This window comes from Peribacillus tepidiphilus (assembly GCF_009466385.1).
Lineage (GTDB): Bacteria > Bacillota > Bacilli > Bacillales > DSM-1321 > Bacillus_BN > Bacillus_BN tepidiphilus.
In genome coordinates, this window is sequence record NZ_WIAQ01000021.1 from 1 (window position 1) to 16,764 (window position 16,764).

The 16,764-nt window shown below is 38.1% G+C and carries 14 protein-coding genes and 2 pseudogenes; 13 read left to right on the forward strand and 3 right to left on the reverse strand.

All coding sequences use genetic code 11. The annotated features are described in order from the left end of the window. Positions 1-162 precede the first annotated feature (162 nt). Genes GD441_RS11660 through GD441_RS11670 form a run of 3 tightly spaced genes read left to right on the forward strand, consistent with a single transcriptional unit; the run spans position 163 to position 3,407 of the window. A complete protein-coding gene (locus GD441_RS11660; protein WP_153126616.1) occupies positions 163-1,383 on the forward strand; it encodes an ABC transporter substrate-binding protein in 1,221 nt (406 codons plus the stop codon). 57 nt (positions 1,384-1,440) lie between these two features. Continuing rightward, entirely contained in the window at positions 1,441-2,229 is a 789-nt protein-coding gene (locus GD441_RS11665) for an ABC transporter ATP-binding protein (protein ID WP_153126617.1), read from the forward strand. Beyond that, entirely contained in the window at positions 2,226-3,407 is a 1,182-nt protein-coding gene (locus GD441_RS11670; protein ID WP_191992171.1) for a phenylacetate--CoA ligase family protein, read from the forward strand. The genes GD441_RS11665 and GD441_RS11670 overlap by 4 nt, the downstream gene beginning before the upstream one ends. 179 nt (positions 3,408-3,586) lie before the next feature. Here the strand turns inward: GD441_RS11670 and GD441_RS11675 are convergent, their stop codons facing one another. Together GD441_RS11675 and GD441_RS11680 are read right to left on the reverse strand one after the other, a co-directional pair. After that, positions 3,587-4,381: a DUF169 domain-containing protein gene (locus tag GD441_RS11675; RefSeq protein WP_153126618.1), complete on the reverse strand. Its 795-nt coding sequence runs from the start codon at positions 4,379-4,381 to the stop codon at positions 3,587-3,589. Positions 4,382-4,555: 174 nt separating this feature from the next. Continuing rightward, positions 4,556-6,308, reverse strand: a pseudogene (locus GD441_RS11680) (terpene cyclase/mutase family protein). Between GD441_RS11680 and GD441_RS11685 the strand changes: the two are divergent. From GD441_RS11685 to nadE, 3 genes and pseudogenes are all read left to right on the forward strand, one after another. Next, a pseudogene (locus GD441_RS11685) lies at positions 6,216-6,900 on the forward strand (DUF2515 family protein); the annotation flags it as partial. The pseudogenes GD441_RS11680 and GD441_RS11685 sit on opposite strands and share 93 nt — an antisense overlap. Next, the gene (locus GD441_RS17665; protein ID WP_420849692.1) at positions 6,866-7,291 is read left to right on the forward strand and encodes a CBO0543 family protein; all 426 of its coding nucleotides are present in this window, start codon (positions 6,866-6,868) and stop codon (positions 7,289-7,291) included. The pseudogene GD441_RS11685 and the gene GD441_RS17665, both read left to right, overlap by 35 nt. Before the next feature lie 180 nt (positions 7,292-7,471). Next, positions 7,472-8,293, forward strand: a complete 822-nt coding sequence (gene nadE / locus GD441_RS11690; protein ID WP_153126620.1) for an ammonia-dependent NAD(+) synthetase — start codon at positions 7,472-7,474, stop codon at positions 8,291-8,293. Positions 8,294-8,575: 282 nt separating this feature from the next. Here the strand turns inward: nadE and GD441_RS11695 are convergent, their stop codons facing one another. Beyond that, positions 8,576-8,863 carry a hypothetical protein gene (locus GD441_RS11695; protein ID WP_153126621.1) on the reverse strand — a complete coding sequence of 96 codons (288 nt, stop codon included), beginning with the start codon at positions 8,861-8,863 and terminating at the stop codon, positions 8,576-8,578. A gap of 402 nt (positions 8,864-9,265) precedes the next feature. Here GD441_RS11695 and GD441_RS11700 point away from each other — a divergent pair, with 402 nt between their 5' ends. From GD441_RS11700 to GD441_RS11730, 7 genes are all read left to right on the forward strand, one after another. Further along, positions 9,266-9,559: a hypothetical protein gene (locus GD441_RS11700; protein ID WP_153126622.1), complete on the forward strand. Its 294-nt coding sequence runs from the start codon at positions 9,266-9,268 to the stop codon at positions 9,557-9,559. A gap of 316 nt (positions 9,560-9,875) precedes the next feature. Further along, on the forward strand, positions 9,876-11,054 hold the full coding sequence (trpB, locus tag GD441_RS11705) for a tryptophan synthase subunit beta (protein ID WP_153126623.1): 1,179 nt from the start codon (positions 9,876-9,878) through the stop codon (positions 11,052-11,054). 163 nt (positions 11,055-11,217) lie between these two features. Continuing rightward, a complete protein-coding gene (gene glsA, locus GD441_RS11710) occupies positions 11,218-12,147 on the forward strand; it encodes a glutaminase A (protein ID WP_153126624.1) in 930 nt (309 codons plus the stop codon). A gap of 312 nt (positions 12,148-12,459) precedes the next feature. Continuing rightward, positions 12,460-13,623, forward strand: coding sequence for an iron-containing alcohol dehydrogenase (locus GD441_RS11715; protein WP_153126625.1), 1,164 nt, complete (start codon positions 12,460-12,462; stop codon positions 13,621-13,623). A 242-nt stretch (positions 13,624-13,865) separates the two neighbouring features. Continuing rightward, the gene (desA, locus tag GD441_RS11720) at positions 13,866-14,915 is read left to right on the forward strand and encodes a Delta(5) desaturase DesA (RefSeq protein WP_153126626.1); all 1,050 of its coding nucleotides are present in this window, start codon (positions 13,866-13,868) and stop codon (positions 14,913-14,915) included. A gap of 82 nt (positions 14,916-14,997) precedes the next feature. Further along, positions 14,998-16,137 (forward strand): sensor histidine kinase, encoded by a 1,140-nt coding sequence (locus tag GD441_RS11725; protein ID WP_153126627.1) that lies wholly within the window; start codon positions 14,998-15,000, stop codon positions 16,135-16,137. Then, on the forward strand, positions 16,134-16,733 hold the full coding sequence (locus tag GD441_RS11730; RefSeq protein ID WP_153126628.1) for a response regulator transcription factor: 600 nt from the start codon (positions 16,134-16,136) through the stop codon (positions 16,731-16,733). Before GD441_RS11725 ends, GD441_RS11730 begins: the two co-directional genes overlap by 4 nt. Positions 16,734-16,764: the final 31 nt, after the last annotated feature.

Below are 16,764 nucleotides of genomic sequence, written 5' to 3' on the forward strand. Positions count from 1 at the left end.
CTTCCTTTATTTAGGGATTTAGTGTCGGTGTGGTAACCTCACTATTACCTAAATTTCAGGGGGTGGCAATTTTTTTGCTCAAAAAGCCCTCTAATATAGGATTTACTAACCTATTTACTATAAAAGTTTTGACAATACGTAAATAGTAAGAGGGGGAAAAGAATGAAAAAAGCATGGGTTGTTTTGTTGATGTTTGTGTTAGTTTTCGGAGTGCTTGCTGCATGTTCTGGAGGAGACAAGACTTCTGGGGAAAAAGCTTCCGGGGAAAAGGCTACTGGGGGTAAAACTGCTGAGGAAAACAAAGGAACCATTAAAATTGGAGGGCTTTTTGATATAACCGGAGGAACGGGCGATGTTGGAACGCCATATGCAGAGGGGGAGAAAGCATACTTTGATTATATTTCAAAGGAAAGTATCAATGGCTATAAATTAGAATTAGTCGGAGAAGATTATGCCTATAAGATCCCAGAAGCACAAAAGCTCTACCAAAAATATAAATCCAAAGACAAAGTTGCGGCTATTTTAGGTTGGGGAACGGGTGATACAGAAGCACTTCGTCAGCAAGTAGCAACTGACAAACTTCCGTATTTCTCAGCTTCTTATTCTGAAAACCTAAAAAATATGGATGAAAGTCCATATAACTTTTTAACAGCAGCATCTTATTCGGACCAAGCACGTTCAGTACTTAAATGGATTAAAGATAACCATAGTGGCGGCACTCCAACTGTTGCGCTGATTTATAATGATACAGCCTTTGGTAAATCTCCAATTGAAGATGCCAAGAAGTTTGCTGCTGAAATTGGTATTGACGTTGTGGATGAACAAATTGTTGATTTAAAAGCACTAGATGCAACGTCTCAATTATTAAATATGAAAAAGAAAAAACCAGATTATGCGATTATCCAAGAGACATGGGGAGCAACTGCAACGATTCTAAAAGATGCGAAAAAGTTAGGGATTGATACCCAATTCATTGGATTAAACTGGGCAACTGGTGAAGGTCTGCTTCCGATTGCAGGGGATGCAGCAGAGGGTTTCATCGGAGTTGTATCACATGCTTTCCCATATGAAGATTTACCAGGTATGGAGGAAATTAAGAAGTATTTAGAAAGTAAAGGAGAAAAGTTAGAGGATAAGAACCAAAAGTTCGTACAAGGATGGGTAGCAGCAAAAATTCTAGTCGAGGGGATTAAGCTAGCTGAAGACCCAACGACTGGTGAAGGAATCCGCACCGGATTAGAAAAGATCACGAATCTAGATTTAGGTGGGCTTGCAGCTCCGGTTACGTTCACACCTGACAATCATGCAGGTACGAATCAAATTCGTCTTGCAGAGGTCAAAAATGGCAAATTTGAAGTCATAACCGATTATATTGGTTACTAGAATGGGGAGGGGCGTTTGTCCAAAACGCCCCTTTTTTCAAATAGGAGGAGTAAGTATATGCTGACTTTAAACAACGTTGAGGTCATGTATGATCGTGTCATTCTTGTATTAAAAGGGATGTCGATGGTGATTCCAAAAGGAAAAATTGTGGCTCTTTTAGGAAGTAATGGAGCAGGAAAAACGACAACGCTTAAAGCCATTTCCGGCCTATTAAAGAGTGAGAACGGGGAAGTAACAAATGGCTTTATCGAATTGTACGGGGAACGAATTGATGTGAATGATGCGGAAACGATTGTAAAAAAAGGCATCTTTCAGTGCATGGAAGGCCGGCGTGTATTTAAACATTTATCTGTCGAAGAAAATTTGCTTGCCGGAGCTCATACTCGTAAGGATCGAAAAAATATTAAAGACGATATTCAAAAGGTGTATCATTATTTCCCGAAACTAGAAATGCTGAAGCATCGTCAGGCAGGATATTTATCTGGCGGAGAACAGCAAATGCTCGCTATTGGGAGAGGAATCATGGCAAAACCGAAAGTATTGCTACTAGATGAGCCCTCCCTCGGTCTCGCCCCACTCCTCGTAAAAGAAATTTTCAGTATCATAAAAAGAATTAATGAAGAAGAAGGAACCACAATTTTAGTAGTGGAACAAAATGCAAATGTTGCCTTATCTATTGCAGACTACGGCTATATCATGGAGAACGGTCGAATTGTATTAGATGGGCCAGTTGAACGACTTCTAGCGAATCAAGATGTACGTGAATTTTATCTTGGAATGAGTGATAAAGGAAGGAAAAGCTATAAAAATATTAAATCTTATAAAAGAAGGAAGAGATGGTTATGATCGAATCGCTTAAAGGTGTTATTCAATTCGCATATGAAAAAGCGGAAGGCTTTAAGCAGAATATGGTACGTGCCGGACTGTCACCTGACGATATTACTTCCATTGAGGACTTGGAGAAAATTCCTGTTCTAAAAAAGGACCTGCTTCCTGAATTACAGAAAGTAGATCCACCCTTTGGAAAAATGACTACCATCAATTCGAAGGAAATGGCACGAATTTTTATGTCTCCTGGTCCAATCTATGATCCTCAAACACATGAAAAGGATTTTTGGAGATTTTCGGAGGCTCTTCAAATGGCTGGCTTTCATGAAGGGGACATAGTCCAAAATACGTTCTCCTATCATTTATCTCCTGCAGGATTCATGTTTGATTCAGCACTGCGTAAATTAGGTGCTACAGTCGTTCCAGCCGGTACAGGGAATAGGGAGCTGCAAATACAAGTGATGAGAGATTTGCAAATCACCGGCTATGTTGGAACACCAAGCTTTTTTGGGCTTTTATTGGATTATGCGGAGGAAAAAGGTTGGACGGTTGGAAAAGAGTTAAAGATCAAAAAGGTATTTTTTACAGCAGAGATGCTTACAGCAGAAATGAGAAAAAGATGTGAAGACAAGGGAATCTCCGTTTATGAAGGATATGGAACAGCAGATTGTGGTTGTCTAGCCTTTGAGGATAAGCAGGGACCAGGTTTAAAGGTAACTGCCACTGCTCTTGTTCAAATTTGTGATCCAATTACTGGGCGTGAAGTAAAATCTGGTGAAGGTGAAGTTGTCGTGACCTTATTTGATAAGAGCTATCCGCTTATACGGTTTGGTACTGGAGACTTGTCGCGATGGGTAGAAGGGTATGAAGGGAAGCGGATCGCCGGTGTCCTTGGCAGAGTCAGTGATGGTGTTAAAGTAAAAGGAATGTTTGTAAGAGAAAAACAACTTGCTACATTTTTAGAGCAGGAGGGATATAAAACATTCCAAGGGATTGTTTCGAATGAAAAAGGTCAAGACGTATTCGAATTATTTATAGAATCCGAAGAAGAATTGGATGCTAACCTTCTACCAAAACTTCAGAGTGTTATACGAATTACGCCGATTCTTACAAGAGTAAATCCAGGAAGGATAAGTAATAATAAGGAAGAAAAACGAATTGTGGATCAACGTCTTTTTAATAGGAATAAGGTGTAAGAACAGTAGTTTTCCATAAAAAGAGGGGAGTTTTGCGATGATGGAGAGTAATGCTCCTCTTTTTAATTGGACAAAAAAAATGATGAGATGCGCGTTTTTAAGGGATTGAATCGTCATGTCAATAGGGCCTCTTTGAAGAAATGTGTGCGATCATAGGAGGCCCATGGAAATTCGAAAACTTATTCTTCCTCGAACATTTTATTTAGCTTTTGGTAGGTAGCTGGATATTTCGCTTCATATTGTAAGAAAGTTGGAATTGGATAACGAACGCCGCCCTTGTGCGTTCCTTGTAAACCTTCTATAAAATCATCAACTAACGAGTTAGGGATTGTAAAGGCCATTTCGTGATCGTGTGTTTGTCCAAATACTCTGTCTCCATAACAAGGCAAGATCACTTGAGGTTTATCCGTTCTCATTGTCTTAATGACGATATCTGCACAATCTGCACGAGCTGTAAAAGTAGAAGATATTTCACCGCCTGTGTTATAAAGAGCTGCAGCGACCATCCTCATTACTTGTGCAGAATTTCCATATACCACAATGACCTCTGGATCGAAATTGGCTCTAGAAAGAGGCGCCATCAAGACAGTTCCTGCTTCTTCCTTGGAGAACTTTGGTATAGAAGCTTCTGTTTTAGACCCCAAATCACAAGTTTTTGTATACATTCCATCTGTTAGATTTCCTTTTTTATAATAGTCAAGTTCCTCTTCAAAACCGAAGGCAATTTTCGCAATTGGACAAGAAAGGTCCTCACGATCCATCGCCAATGACCAGCCATATCTCCTTGCCATCGTAATTCCTTGGCAAATACTAAACTTTGTTCCAAGATCATTCATTGGTCGTTTTATACGGTCAGGAAGTACTTCTCCCTTCTTCATCACTCGAATTGCTAACGGAAACGTATCAGGCCTTACATAAGTATGAATTGCACTTTCTAGCTCACTAATTTTTTTTTGATCAATCGTCCGTTGCATCTAATGATCCCCCCTTGAATATATATTCATTTAATATTCTGCAAATTTCATGTTCATTCCTGCTTTTGTAGGGTGACAGATGTATGGTGTGTTGTATGGTGTGCCAGACCCGGTTTTGGACAAATGTCTTTTTGTGGTGTCTGACACCAATAGATGAGGTACCCAACCCTATCTTTAGTTAGGATCGTTACCATCCATAATTTTCTTTTGATAGCGGGCTAGTGTTAGCAAAGGAAAGATGTATCGGTAACTATGGTAATGCATGTAGAATCCGCCAGCCATTCCCTGACCTTTTGGATATGAATTCGTCCAATCATCTGTATTGGCAGCAGTTAAAATAAATTGAATTCCTGCTTCTATTTCAGGTGTAAGAGCGTCTGTAGCTGCAATCAGAGCATCTACAGCCCAGGCTGTATGAGTTAATGTGCTAAAACCTAACGCAATGTAGGTCTTCTCTATATCATTTACATGACTCTCCCCAACCACCGTCAGAATTTTGGATATTCCGAAGCCATTTTATCGCTTTTTGGATAGCTGGGTGACTCGATGAGACTCCTACAGAAGCAAGGCCTGTTACGGCTGCCCAGGTACCATAGATATAGCAAATCCCCCAGCGTCCATACCATGATCCATCCTTTTCTTGATGATCCAACAACCATTTCACGCCAGCTTTGATAGCACAATGATGGTTAGATAAGGTCGTGTGGTTTCCAAAAAACTCTAATGTCCTGCCAGTTAAATCCGCACTGGAAGAATCTTCGAGTAATAATTCTGATCCTTGAAGGGGAATAAAGGATGAAATGCTTTTATTTACATTTTTTTCGAAGGATGGCCAGCCTCCGTCATCGTTTTGCATGGAAAATACCCACTGAATACCTCTGTCCCATGCTTGATGGAAGAGAGGCTTTTTATTAACCATTTTTCCAATGGCCCTTAATGAAGCAGTTGTATCATCTAGATCAGGATGAATGGTATTTTCATAAGAGAAGCCCCATCCACCAGGAAAACTGCCCGGATTATGGATGGCCCAATCCCCATATTTATAGTGCTGGCGTGACAGCAAAAAACCATTCGCTTTAACAATTGTCGGGTCTGTATCTTGAACCCCTGCTTCTTGCAAAGCATAACTGATTAAGGATGTATTCCAAACTGTTGCAGTCGTATATTGCATATGAGTCAAGCCGTTTATTTGGCATTTCATAGACTTTAATCCATTAACTGCATTCATAATGATAGGATGGTTTCTCTTATAACCAAGGGAAAGCAACGAGAAAATCATGAGGAAAGTTGAACTGAAATAATTGGAAAAGGTGCCATCTGGTTCGATTCGATCCAACATATACTTTTTCGCTCGATCGAATGCAAGCGAATGAATTTGCTCTGGTAAAGTCATGAATTTCTTGATCTCGTTTTTAATGGATGCTAGGATAGACATCCATTCATTTGAACGGCTCCAAGTTAAGTATTCCTCATTCCATCCATCAGATCGTGACACAAATAAATCAGATAGATCCGGACTCATCTTTGTCTTTTTACGATATTTCTTTTCAGCAAGTATTAAAATGGGAGTGAGATTAGCCCTTCCAAAGATAGAAAAATCGAAGAAATTGATTGGAAATGAAACCGGCAAAAGTACAATCTCAATGGGAATGGGGAAAAGCATGGGCCATGGAATCTGTCCAGTTAATGCAAGCATTATTTTTGTAAACATATAGCTTTTTTCTATTCCACCATTTGATAAAACATATCGTTTAGCAGCCTGTATGTTTTCATCATTTTTTGTATAATAACCGGAGTAAAGAAGGGAGTAATAGGCTTCAACAGTGGTACTTTTAATGTTTCGATATTTATGGAAACCATTTGGAATGATTTTTGGAGGAATGGTAATCGTTATATTTTGACAATCGCCCTTGTTATCAATGAACAAAGTTATTTAGAAAATAGGGTTATTCAAAATCCGATTTTTAAAAAGACCGTTTTCGACACGATTGAGTTTAAACTGCAGGATCTACTTGCTTTTACTCATATTATCTTCCCGTATGAACAACATAACGAAACGAAACTCGTTGGTCAGACGCTCCAACAATTTGGTTCCTTACACGAGCGGATTTTGTTAGGAAAGCGGCTGTATTCTTTGCTTTTTTCGAGGGAACATGTGTTAAAAAATGTTGTAAACTGGGCTAAAACTCATCCCCATACTGGATCGCGAAAGGATTATTGGCCTCATTTATTTAATAGTGTGAAAGAAGAGCTACCGACCGTTTTTTATAAACGCAGGTTAAGAGGTTGCCAGCTCAGGCAGGGGGCAGGCCGGCTTTATAGTCCGAGGCTTGAATTCGCTTGGAAAAGTGTTGATCATTTGCCTGCAGAAACTGGAGATTGGTTTAAAGACTGGAGAATGATTCATTATTTTTTCAAAAATGAAGAAAATGTGGATGGAGAGATTCGTCATGAAAACTGTGAAACACTTGAAAAAAATTGAACTTGCAGCCATCGCCAAAAAAACAATATTCCATTAAGATCAAAGCCTTTTCAACTTTTTATCCAACATTATTACTGGCATCTCTAATTGGTACGTATTTAGATCTTTATTTCGTCGGAAAGAATATGTACTTTTTTCCGATCAGGCCGTTTGAAGACATTTTCACAATCAATATTGCTTTTACACTGGGAGGTCTGCCTTTATTCACTTTACTATTAATTACTTTTATAAAAAAAATGACATTTTATAGACGTTGGTTATTTATTTTACTCGTTAGCTTCTTGATCGCAAATTTAGAGTATCAGGCTGAAAGATTCGGATTTTTTAGCCATTCGGAGCAGTGGAAACATATTTATTCATTCTTTGGATATTTTCTCTTTATGACAATACTATGGAATTTTTACCGATGCTCCAATATGAGAAAATAAAAACATGGCAAACTTGAGAACCATTATAAAATTGATATGGGAAAGATGATTTACCTTTAAGAAGGATTATGACTATAATACTGAAAGATGACTAATGTCTATTTTCAGATCGTTAGCCCATCAGCAAACAACAGCGAAAATCCCTTTTTGAAAAGAATATTTACAGAGGTGAATTGGAATATGGAATTGCAGAAGCGAATCATCAAAGAATTAAACGTCAAGCCTGAAATTAATCCAAAAGAAGAAATTAGGGAACGAATTAATTTTTTAAAAGCGTATTTAAAAAAATCGAAAGGAAATGGCTTTGTGTTAGGTATTAGTGGAGGCCAGGATTCTACTCTTGCAGGAAGGCTTGCTCAGTTGGCAGTAGAAGAACTGAGAAACGAGGGGTATGTTGCTCAATTCATTGCAATTCGGCTTCCATATGGAATACAGAAAGATGAAGCGGATGCCCAAAGAGCTTTAGATTTTATTAAAGCTGATCGTGTATACACTTTTAACATTAAAGAGGCAGTTGATGCAGTGAAAGACCAGTATGATCGCCTTGATACTCCTGAACCATTAAGGGATTTTCAAAAGGGAAATGTAAAAGCGAGAATGAGGATGATTGCTCAATACGCTTTTGCTGGACAGGAAGGTTTCCTTGTTATTGGAACAGATCATGCAGCCGAAGCAGTAACCGGCTTCTTTACAAAGTTTGGAGATGGGGGAGCAGATCTTCTTCCATTAGCAGGATTAAGTAAACGTCAAGGTCGAGCCCTTCTAAAAGAGCTTGGTGCCGATGAGAGTTTATATTTAAAAACGCCTACCGCTGACCTGCTTGATCAAAAGCCTGGACAAGCTGATGAAACGGAATTAGGTATTTCTTATGAAGAAATTGATGATTATCTAGAAGGAAAACAGGTTGCAAAAGAGGTAGCAGAAAAAATCGAACAACGTTTTTTAGCAACGGAGCATAAGCGCCAGCTTCCTGCGACGATGTTTGATTCTTGGTGGAAATAGTTTTTGAAAGAAGCGAAAAGGTGACTGACACCAATTATGGACAAATGTCTTTCTGTGATGCAGACACCTTTTTTCAATTGAAAATGAAATGGATGAGAATCCCAAGCTTGACAAGTAAATGAAAGCTGTAATCATATTGATTTGTATTTCAGATTGATCTGCCATCATGAGCAAAATATCGGTCGTTATTCCAATATATCGGTCATCAGGTGTAATTTATCGGTTATTATAGGTAAGAAATTTAAGAGGAGAGCCAAGTAGCTCTCCTTTTTACTACATATCCTATTCTGTCATAGATATAGGAGAACCAGTGGAAGTATGTTGATTTACCCAATCAAGTGATGTTTTTAAAATAGTCGACCAGTTCGATATCTCATTTTTATGCTGTTCAATCCAATTAAAACAAAATTGTGGATCAATGTTATACTCATAACACTGTGAAAGGAAAGACTGGATTGTAGCCTCTTTGCAATTTTGCCATGATCCACACGTTATCCTCCATATGTCTTCCATTTTCTCCTGTATCGAAGTATCATTTATAGAATTTGTAAATGGATTTTGGTTTGGCATTTTAGATCCTCCTAGCCATACATAGCATCATTTCAAAAGTGACATCTATAGTATGACCAAAGGAATAAAAACCATGTAGGACAGGATTTTAAACCATCTATTTTTATAACGAATTATTTATTAATAATAATGGTATTCTCCACTACGGTATATTTTTATTCAAGGTAATCGAATTTCGTACCTTTTAATAAAGGAAAAAGAAGACTTTACTGAGCAAAAATTGTTAGAGAAAAATTCACACAGAACCACATATTCATTGTCGTTTTTGACAGAATAAATAAAGAATTATCATAAATCATATCAAAACATTGCCAGCATAATCGAACATCTGAAAACAAATATTAATTGTTGGAGGGTAAAATTTTTACTTTCTAAATTCTCTATAAAAGGAAGTGCTTACAATTGAATAATTTAATCACAGCGCTTTTCAATACAGGGATTCGTCAAAACATTTTAAAAATGTTTGGCAGAAGAAGAAAGAATAGAGGGATGATGTGGGCGTCTTTGATCGGTCTGGGACTAAGTGCAGCCACTTTTGCTTTCCGACGGAATCGAAACAATAATATGCTGAATCCTTTTCAAAAGTTAATCGATAATATGAATTTTCGAAAAGCCGGAAAGATGCCTAACATGACTGCTTTAACAGAGTTTTCAAAAGAAATAATGCCAAACAAAAATCCAATGAAAAATAAATAAATTTTCATTTCCTTTAGTGCCCACTTTTATGTGGGCGTTTTTATATAGGATCAATGAAAAAATTGTGTCGTAGTTCCATTAAGTCCTTAAATGCCATCCAAGAAGGCAGGTTTTTTTATTATGGTGAATACACGATTCAAATGTAGTAAATTCAATGGAATAATTACCAATTATCTAATGAAAATGATTAGAAGAGAAATAAAAACCATTCCTTAAACCGAAAATAACGCCGAACATTCTAAACACTTACAATTTTCAATTAATTATGGTACAATTTTAATTGTATTAGTTTCAAAAATGAAGGAGTTGAGCTGAGATGAGTCAAGTAAGTCAAGTTGAGAGAGGGTATTTCGGAGAATTTGGAGGAAGCTTTGTTCCTTCAGACCTTCAAAATGTGTTAGACATTCTTGAGGAGCAATTTTTAAAGTATAAGGATGATCCTGAGTTTAATGAAGAATTTCATTATTATTTACAGGAGTATGTAGGTAGGGAAACTCCTCTATACTTCGCTGAACGCTTAACGAAGGAATTAGGTGGAGCAAAAATCTACTTGAAGCGTGAAGATTTAAATCATACTGGTTCTCACAAAATTAACAATGTCATTGGACAAATTTTGTTAGCGAAACGAATGGGGGCTAAACGTGTCATTGCAGAAACTGGCGCGGGTCAACACGGCGTTGCAACAGCTACTGCATGTGCAATGTTTGGGATGGATTGTACCATCTATATGGGTGCCGAAGATACAAAGCGACAAGCCCTTAATGTATTCCGTATGGAGTTGTTAGGTGCGAAAGTCGTGCCTGTTACCAAAGGACAAGCTCGTTTGAAGGATGCAGTAGATGAAGCTTTTGCTGATTTAGTCCAAAACTATGACCATACTTTTTATTTACTAGGTTCCGCTGTAGGCCCGCATCCATTTCCTACAATGGTCAAGCATTTCCAATCTGTGATCAGTAAAGAAAGTAGGCGTCAAATTCTTAAAAAAGAAGGATGCCTTCCATATGCAGTGATTGCTTGCATAGGCGGCGGGAGCAATGCGATTGGTTCTTTTGCGGAATATTTACCGGATCAAGAGGTTCGTCTGATTGGTGTTGAGCCTTGTCAAGCAGCTTCTTTAACCCAAGGGACAGCCGGATTGTTGCATGGATTCAAATGTTTGGTCCTGCAAGATGAAAACGGAAATCCTATGCCTACTTATTCCATTGCTGCCGGACTTGATTATCCAGGATGTGGACCAGAACATAGTTATTTGAAAAATTCTGGACGAGCAGAGTATGTAGCGGTAACAAATGAGGAAGTTCTTGAAGCTTTCCAATTGTTATCTAAAATAGAAGGAATTATTCCAGCTCTTGAAAGCGCCCATGCTGTGGCTTATGGAATAAAATTAGCTGCCACATTAAATCAAAATCAAACCATTATCATGAATATTTCTGGACGCGGCGATAAGGATGTAGAACAGGTATTTCATATGCTAAAAAAAGAAAAGAATAGGTGACAATAAATCGAGGAGGGCTTTGACCTTCCTTTTATTTTTTATGAGTTTAAATAATCGGATAGTAAAAGAGTATTCCTCGTTGTTTTGGTCAAACTATCCTTAGTAAAAACACAACTTAAGGAACATTTTTCCCTTTTATTGAAAATAAAGCTGGTGATAAAAAATGCCTTGTAAATCGAGTGAAGAATTAAATGAGCTAGTATTAGAAGCAAAAAAATATACAAAGTACGGAAAGGTCGCAGACTATATCCCTGAATTAAAAAAAGCACACCCTCACGATCTATCCGTGGCCATTTACCATCCAAACGGAACATGCCGATCTGCAGGGGATATCCAACAAAAGATTACATTACAAAGTATTTCTAAAGTTCTAACTCTGGCATTAGCCCTCATAGATTGTGGGGAAGAAAGCGTTTTTCGTAAGGTCGGATACGAACCAACAGGTGATCCATTCAATTCGATCATAAAGCTGGAAATTATGAATCCGACAAAACCGCTTAATCCAATGATTAATGCCGGAGCATTGGCTGTAACTCATATGATAAAGGGAAAAAATATCGAGGATAGGCTAAACCGTATTCTTTCATTCGTTCAAGAATTGACGAATAATCCAAATGTAACGTATTCGCAGGAAGTGGCAAAGTCAGAGTTTGAAACGGCTCATCTCAACCGTTCTCTCTGTTATTACATGAAGCAATATGGTGTGATCAATGAAGATGTAGAAGAGTTGATGGACCTATATACCAAACAGTGTGCCATTGAAATGGACTGTTTAGATTTGGCAAGAATAGGCATTGTATTTGCAATGGATGGTGTAGAACCAATCACAAATAAAAGAATAATCCCTGTTGATGTAGCAAGAATCTGCAAGACATTTATGGTAACATGCGGTATGTATAATGCTTCCGGTGAATTTGCTGTAAGAGTTGGAATCCCAGCAAAAAGCGGGGTTTCAGGAGGTATTATGGGAGCTGTACCGAATCGGTTTGGGATCGGAATATTCGGACCCGCCCTTGACGATAAGGGAAACAGCATCGCAGGACTTAAACTTTTAGAAATGATGTCGATCAAGTATGCATTAAGCATGTTTTAAAGGAACGTTAGATTACGAAAAATTAAATATTTTTCTTATCCAAAAAGTGTTACTTTATGAAGTAATGCTTTTTTGTGCAATGTTGATCAATCGTTTTTTGATGTTAGCCTGACTTAAGAGTCAACCTCTATTCTCGTAGGTGTTTGTTTGATCAACTACATCATACAAGAATTTGAGGAGGTACTCCTTTTTTTAATGCCTTTAACTCTTTGGTTACTAAAGGAATAAAGCATCCTCTATCGAATATTGAAATATAGATCAAGAAAATTTCAAATGATTCTACCAATATGCATAACAGGAGGAAAAATATAAGTGAATTCATATGGATATTTCTGCAATACTCGAATTGAAATGGGGATAGGAACAGCTAAACAATTACCGGATTTATTGCAATCTCTTCAGATAGGCTCATCGATCTTATTAGTAAGTGACCCTGGTGTTGTTCGCGCAGGACTGATTGCTCCAATCCAAACTTCATTAGAGGCGGCCGGTTTTCGTGTGTCTCTTTTCGACTCGCTATCACAAAATCCACGGGATACCGAATGTTTAGCTGGAGCTAAGATATTTAATGAAAATAAAGTAGATGCTGTAGTAGCGATCGGAGGCGGTAGCGCGATGGATACTGGTAAAGCCATCGCACTTTTGGGACCAAATGGCGGAACACCAACTGATTATGTGGAAGGAAGAAGAGCATACACCAACATTGCTCCAATCATTTGTGTACCGACCACAGCTGGAACAGGATCGGAGGTTACTCGTTCGTCTGTCATTACCGAAGAGGCTACTCATCGAAAAATTACGCTTAAACATGCTTCTTTACGTCCAATATTAGCTGTTCTAGACCCCGAATTGACACTAACCGTTCCTCCATTCGTCACAGCAGCAACCGGAGTCGATGCTTTAGTCCATGCCATTGAAGGTTACACGTGCAGAGTCACTAACCCCATTTCACAAGCGCTTGGTGCAAGAGCAATGGAAACGATTGTTTCCGCATTGCCTATTGCCTACCGGGACGGCCAAAACCAAAAGGCTCGATATGACATGCTAGAAGGAAGCCTATTAGCTGGGCTATGTTTTGGTTCAGCTGATGTTGCTGCTGTTCATTGTTTAGCGGAAGCACTTGGCGGCCTTTACGATACCCCGCATGGTGTGGCAAATGCTGTATTTTTACCACATGTGTTAAGATTTAACGCCGTAGTAAATAGATCGATGCATGCAGATTTGGCACGTTATATGAAATTTGCGAAGGACTCAGATACGGATCAAGCAGCGGTAGAAAAACTAATCGTTGGAATTGAAGCATTCACAAAGGCTCTTGAAATTCCAAATTTGAAAGACTTACCGGGAGTACGTGAAGAAGACTTTCCAAAAATTGTAGAATTAGCTGTTCAAAACGGGTCAACACCTAGCAATGTGAGGCCCATTACAGCAACCGACTACTTGCAAATTCTTGAACGAGCTTATCTTGGTGTTTAGTTCACTTTGAGAGTCTAAACCTTTCAAAATGGGATAGTTACTAATAATCTATAATTGAAAAAGCGAAAACTAAATTTTATAGCTTTTTATTTTATATTTATGCCTTAAGCATGTTGATGACGGTAAGTTCTCTCTACCATACATGACATTTATCATGGTTACGCACATGACATGTATGACTACAAAGGTCTATTTTTTTCCTTTATGATTTGAAGTATCAAATGATGAAAGGAAACAAAAAAATGACCAATCAAAAATTGAAAAATTTAAAAAAAGATATCGCTCCTTATGAAAAATCGAATACGAAAGACAGTGTTTGGCAGATCATTAACACCATTGTACCGTTTGTTCTGTTATGGTACCTTGCATATCAAAGCCTATCCATTTCTTATCTTTTAACATTTGGATTGGCTGCGATTGCTGCTGGATTTTTGGTACGGATTTTCATCATTTTTCATGACTGTTGCCATCATTCCTTCTTTAAGAATCGACGGGCTAATTATATTCTTGGAACGATAACGGGAATTATAACGTTATTCCCTTATAGCAAGTGGGGACATGAACACTCCGTTCATCACGCAACCAGCAGTAACTTAGATAAGCGTGGGATAGGGGACATATGGATGCTTACAGTGGATGAATATTTGACTGCACCACGCTGGCTTCGTTTAACGTATCGTATGTATCGAAATCCTTTAGTTATGTTCGGTTTAGGTCCAATATATGTTTTTTTAATGACCAATAGGTTTAATAGAAAAGGTGCAAGGTTGAAGGAACGCATGAATACCTATATTAGTAACATTTGTATTGTTTCGTTGATTGGATTGCTGGGCTTTACACTCGGATGGGAGTCATTCCTTTTGGTACATGTACCTATTTTTTATATTTCAGGTTGTGCAGGGATTTGGCTTTTTTATGTGCAGCACACATTTGAAGAAACCTATTTCGAAAAAGATGATGAATGGGAGTACGTGAAAGCAGCTGTGGAAGGAAGTTCCTATTATAAGCTTCCAAAAATCTTACAATGGCTGACAGGAAATATTGGTTTTCATCACGTTCACCATTTTAGTCCAAGAGTGCCAAACTATTACCTTGAGGCAGCACACAATAGTAGTGTTCCTTTGCAACATGTGCCAACATTTACGATTTCAACAAGCTTACGTTCACTACAGTTTCATCTATGGGACGAACAAAGTAAAAAGTGTGTAGGATTTAAGGAAATTAAAGCGTATTCTACAAACCAGAAAAAAAAGAGCAAAAGTGTCTCATCACGTGTTAAATCAGAAATGTAGAAGTTTTAAAGACTATTCATATTCCTCTATGATAAGATAGCATGTAAGGTATATGTTGAATATAGTTTAAGAGGTTACAAGCATGCATAAAAGGTTTATGATATTCCAGAAAAGCGCTGGGATATCTCCATATATATGGAGTGTTTTTAGTATTTTACCGTTTTATTTTATTTTCGAATCTTCCTCAACAAACGAAATGATTGTTGGGATTTTACTGACAATCTTTTTCTTTATCTCATATCGATTTGCTTTTATTTCGAAAGGATGGACCGTTTATTTGTGGACCATCATCTTAATCGGCATATCGATAACAATGACGATCCTTTTTCACTATGTGTATTTTGCCTTTTATATTGCTTACTTTAACGGCAATATAAAAGACCGTATCGCTTTCATTACGTTATACATTGTTCACCTGGTCTGTACAACCATTTCGATTAATTATAACGTAGTGGTTCTGCAGGAACAATTATTCATCAAGCAATTACCATTTATTATCATTATTTGGTTTAGTGCAATACTTCTTCCTTTCAATATTTATAATCGGAAAAAGCAGGAGCAGCTCGAAGAACAGCTTGAGGATGCGAACAAAAGAATATCTGAGCTCGTAAAACAGGAGGAGCGTCAACGAATTGCCCGTGACCTTCATGATACACTTGGTCAAAAGCTTTCACTCATCGGTCTGAAAAGTGATTTGGCAAGAAAATTAATTTCCAAAGACCCTGAACAAGCTCGCAATGAATTGAAAGACGTTCAACAAACCGCTAGAACTGCATTGAACGAAGTTAGGAAAATGGTATCACAAATGCGCGGCATTCGATTGAAAGAGGAAATCATTCGCGTGAAACAATTACTTAAGGCTGCACAAATTGAATTCGTAAGCGATCAACATATAGGTTTAACTAATGTGTCGCCGTTTCTGGAAAATATTCTAAGTATGTGTTTGAAAGAAGCGGTAACCAATGTTGTTAAGCACAGCCAAGCTTCAACTTGTCATATCGCCATCGTCCAAACGGAAAACGAAATCTGTATTACTGTAAAGGACGACGGCATCGGCATTATGGAGAATCATGACTTTACGAATGGAAACGGACTTCAAGGAATAAAAGAACGGCTAGAGTTTGTTAACGGCACCCTAGAAATCTTTGCACAGGATGGAACAAATGTAATGATAAAAGTTCCTAATGTCGTAAAGCTGATGGATAAGGAGGAACGAATATGATTCGAATTGTCATTGCTGAAGATCAGCGAATGATGTTAGGAGCTTTAGGATTGCTGCTCAATTTGGAAGAAGATATGGAGGTCGTCGGAAAGGCGTGTAATGGTGAAGAAGCCATTTCTCTGGTGCATCAATATCAACCCGATGTTTGCATCATGGATATTGAAATGCCATTAAAAAGTGGACTCGAGGCGGCAGAAGAACTAAAAGGGCTTGGCTGCAAAGTCATTATTTTAACAACTTTCGCTCGTACCGGTTATTTCCAACGAGCTTTAAAAGCTGGTGTTTGCGGTTATTTATTGAAGGACAGCCCAAGCGAAGAGTTGGCAAGCTCAATCAGAAGCATAATGGCAGGCAGAAGAATCTTTGCACCGGAATTAATGGACGATGTTTACGCTGAAGAAAATCCCCTAACCGAACGAGAGAAAGAAGTATTAGAACTCGTAGCTGACGGAAAAAACACAAAAGAAATCGCCGATCAGCTTCGTATCAAAACCGGAACGGTCCGAAACTATATTTCACAAATACTAGATAAACTTGAAGTAGAAAACAGGATCGAGGCAATAACCCGAATTAAAGAAAAAGGTTGGTTTAAATAAGCACCTATAAAGGAAAGACTTAAGATAAAAA

What these genes read in the sequence shown, in the direction of transcription:
- GD441_RS11660 (WP_153126616.1), top strand. Translation starts at nt 163, where the DNA reads ATGAAAAAAGCATGGGTTGTTTTGTTGATGTTTGTGTTAGTTTTCGGA.
- GD441_RS11665 (WP_153126617.1), top strand. Translation starts at nt 1,441, where the DNA reads ATGCTGACTTTAAACAACGTTGAGGTCATGTATGATCGTGTCATTCTT.
- GD441_RS11670 (WP_191992171.1), top strand. Translation starts at nt 2,226, where the DNA reads ATGATCGAATCGCTTAAAGGTGTTATTCAATTCGCATATGAAAAAGCG.
- GD441_RS11675 (WP_153126618.1), bottom strand. Translation starts at nt 4,381, where the DNA reads ATGCAACGGACGATTGATCAAAAAAAAATTAGTGAGCTAGAAAGTGCA.
- nadE (WP_153126620.1), top strand. Translation starts at nt 7,472, where the DNA reads ATGGAATTGCAGAAGCGAATCATCAAAGAATTAAACGTCAAGCCTGAA.
- GD441_RS11695 (WP_153126621.1), bottom strand. Translation starts at nt 8,863, where the DNA reads ATGCCAAACCAAAATCCATTTACAAATTCTATAAATGATACTTCGATA.
- trpB (WP_153126623.1), top strand. Translation starts at nt 9,876, where the DNA reads ATGAGTCAAGTAAGTCAAGTTGAGAGAGGGTATTTCGGAGAATTTGGA.
- glsA (WP_153126624.1), top strand. Translation starts at nt 11,218, where the DNA reads ATGCCTTGTAAATCGAGTGAAGAATTAAATGAGCTAGTATTAGAAGCA.
- desA (WP_153126626.1), top strand. Translation starts at nt 13,866, where the DNA reads ATGACCAATCAAAAATTGAAAAATTTAAAAAAAGATATCGCTCCTTAT.
- GD441_RS11725 (WP_153126627.1), top strand. Translation starts at nt 14,998, where the DNA reads ATGCATAAAAGGTTTATGATATTCCAGAAAAGCGCTGGGATATCTCCA.
- GD441_RS11730 (WP_153126628.1), top strand. Translation starts at nt 16,134, where the DNA reads ATGATTCGAATTGTCATTGCTGAAGATCAGCGAATGATGTTAGGAGCT.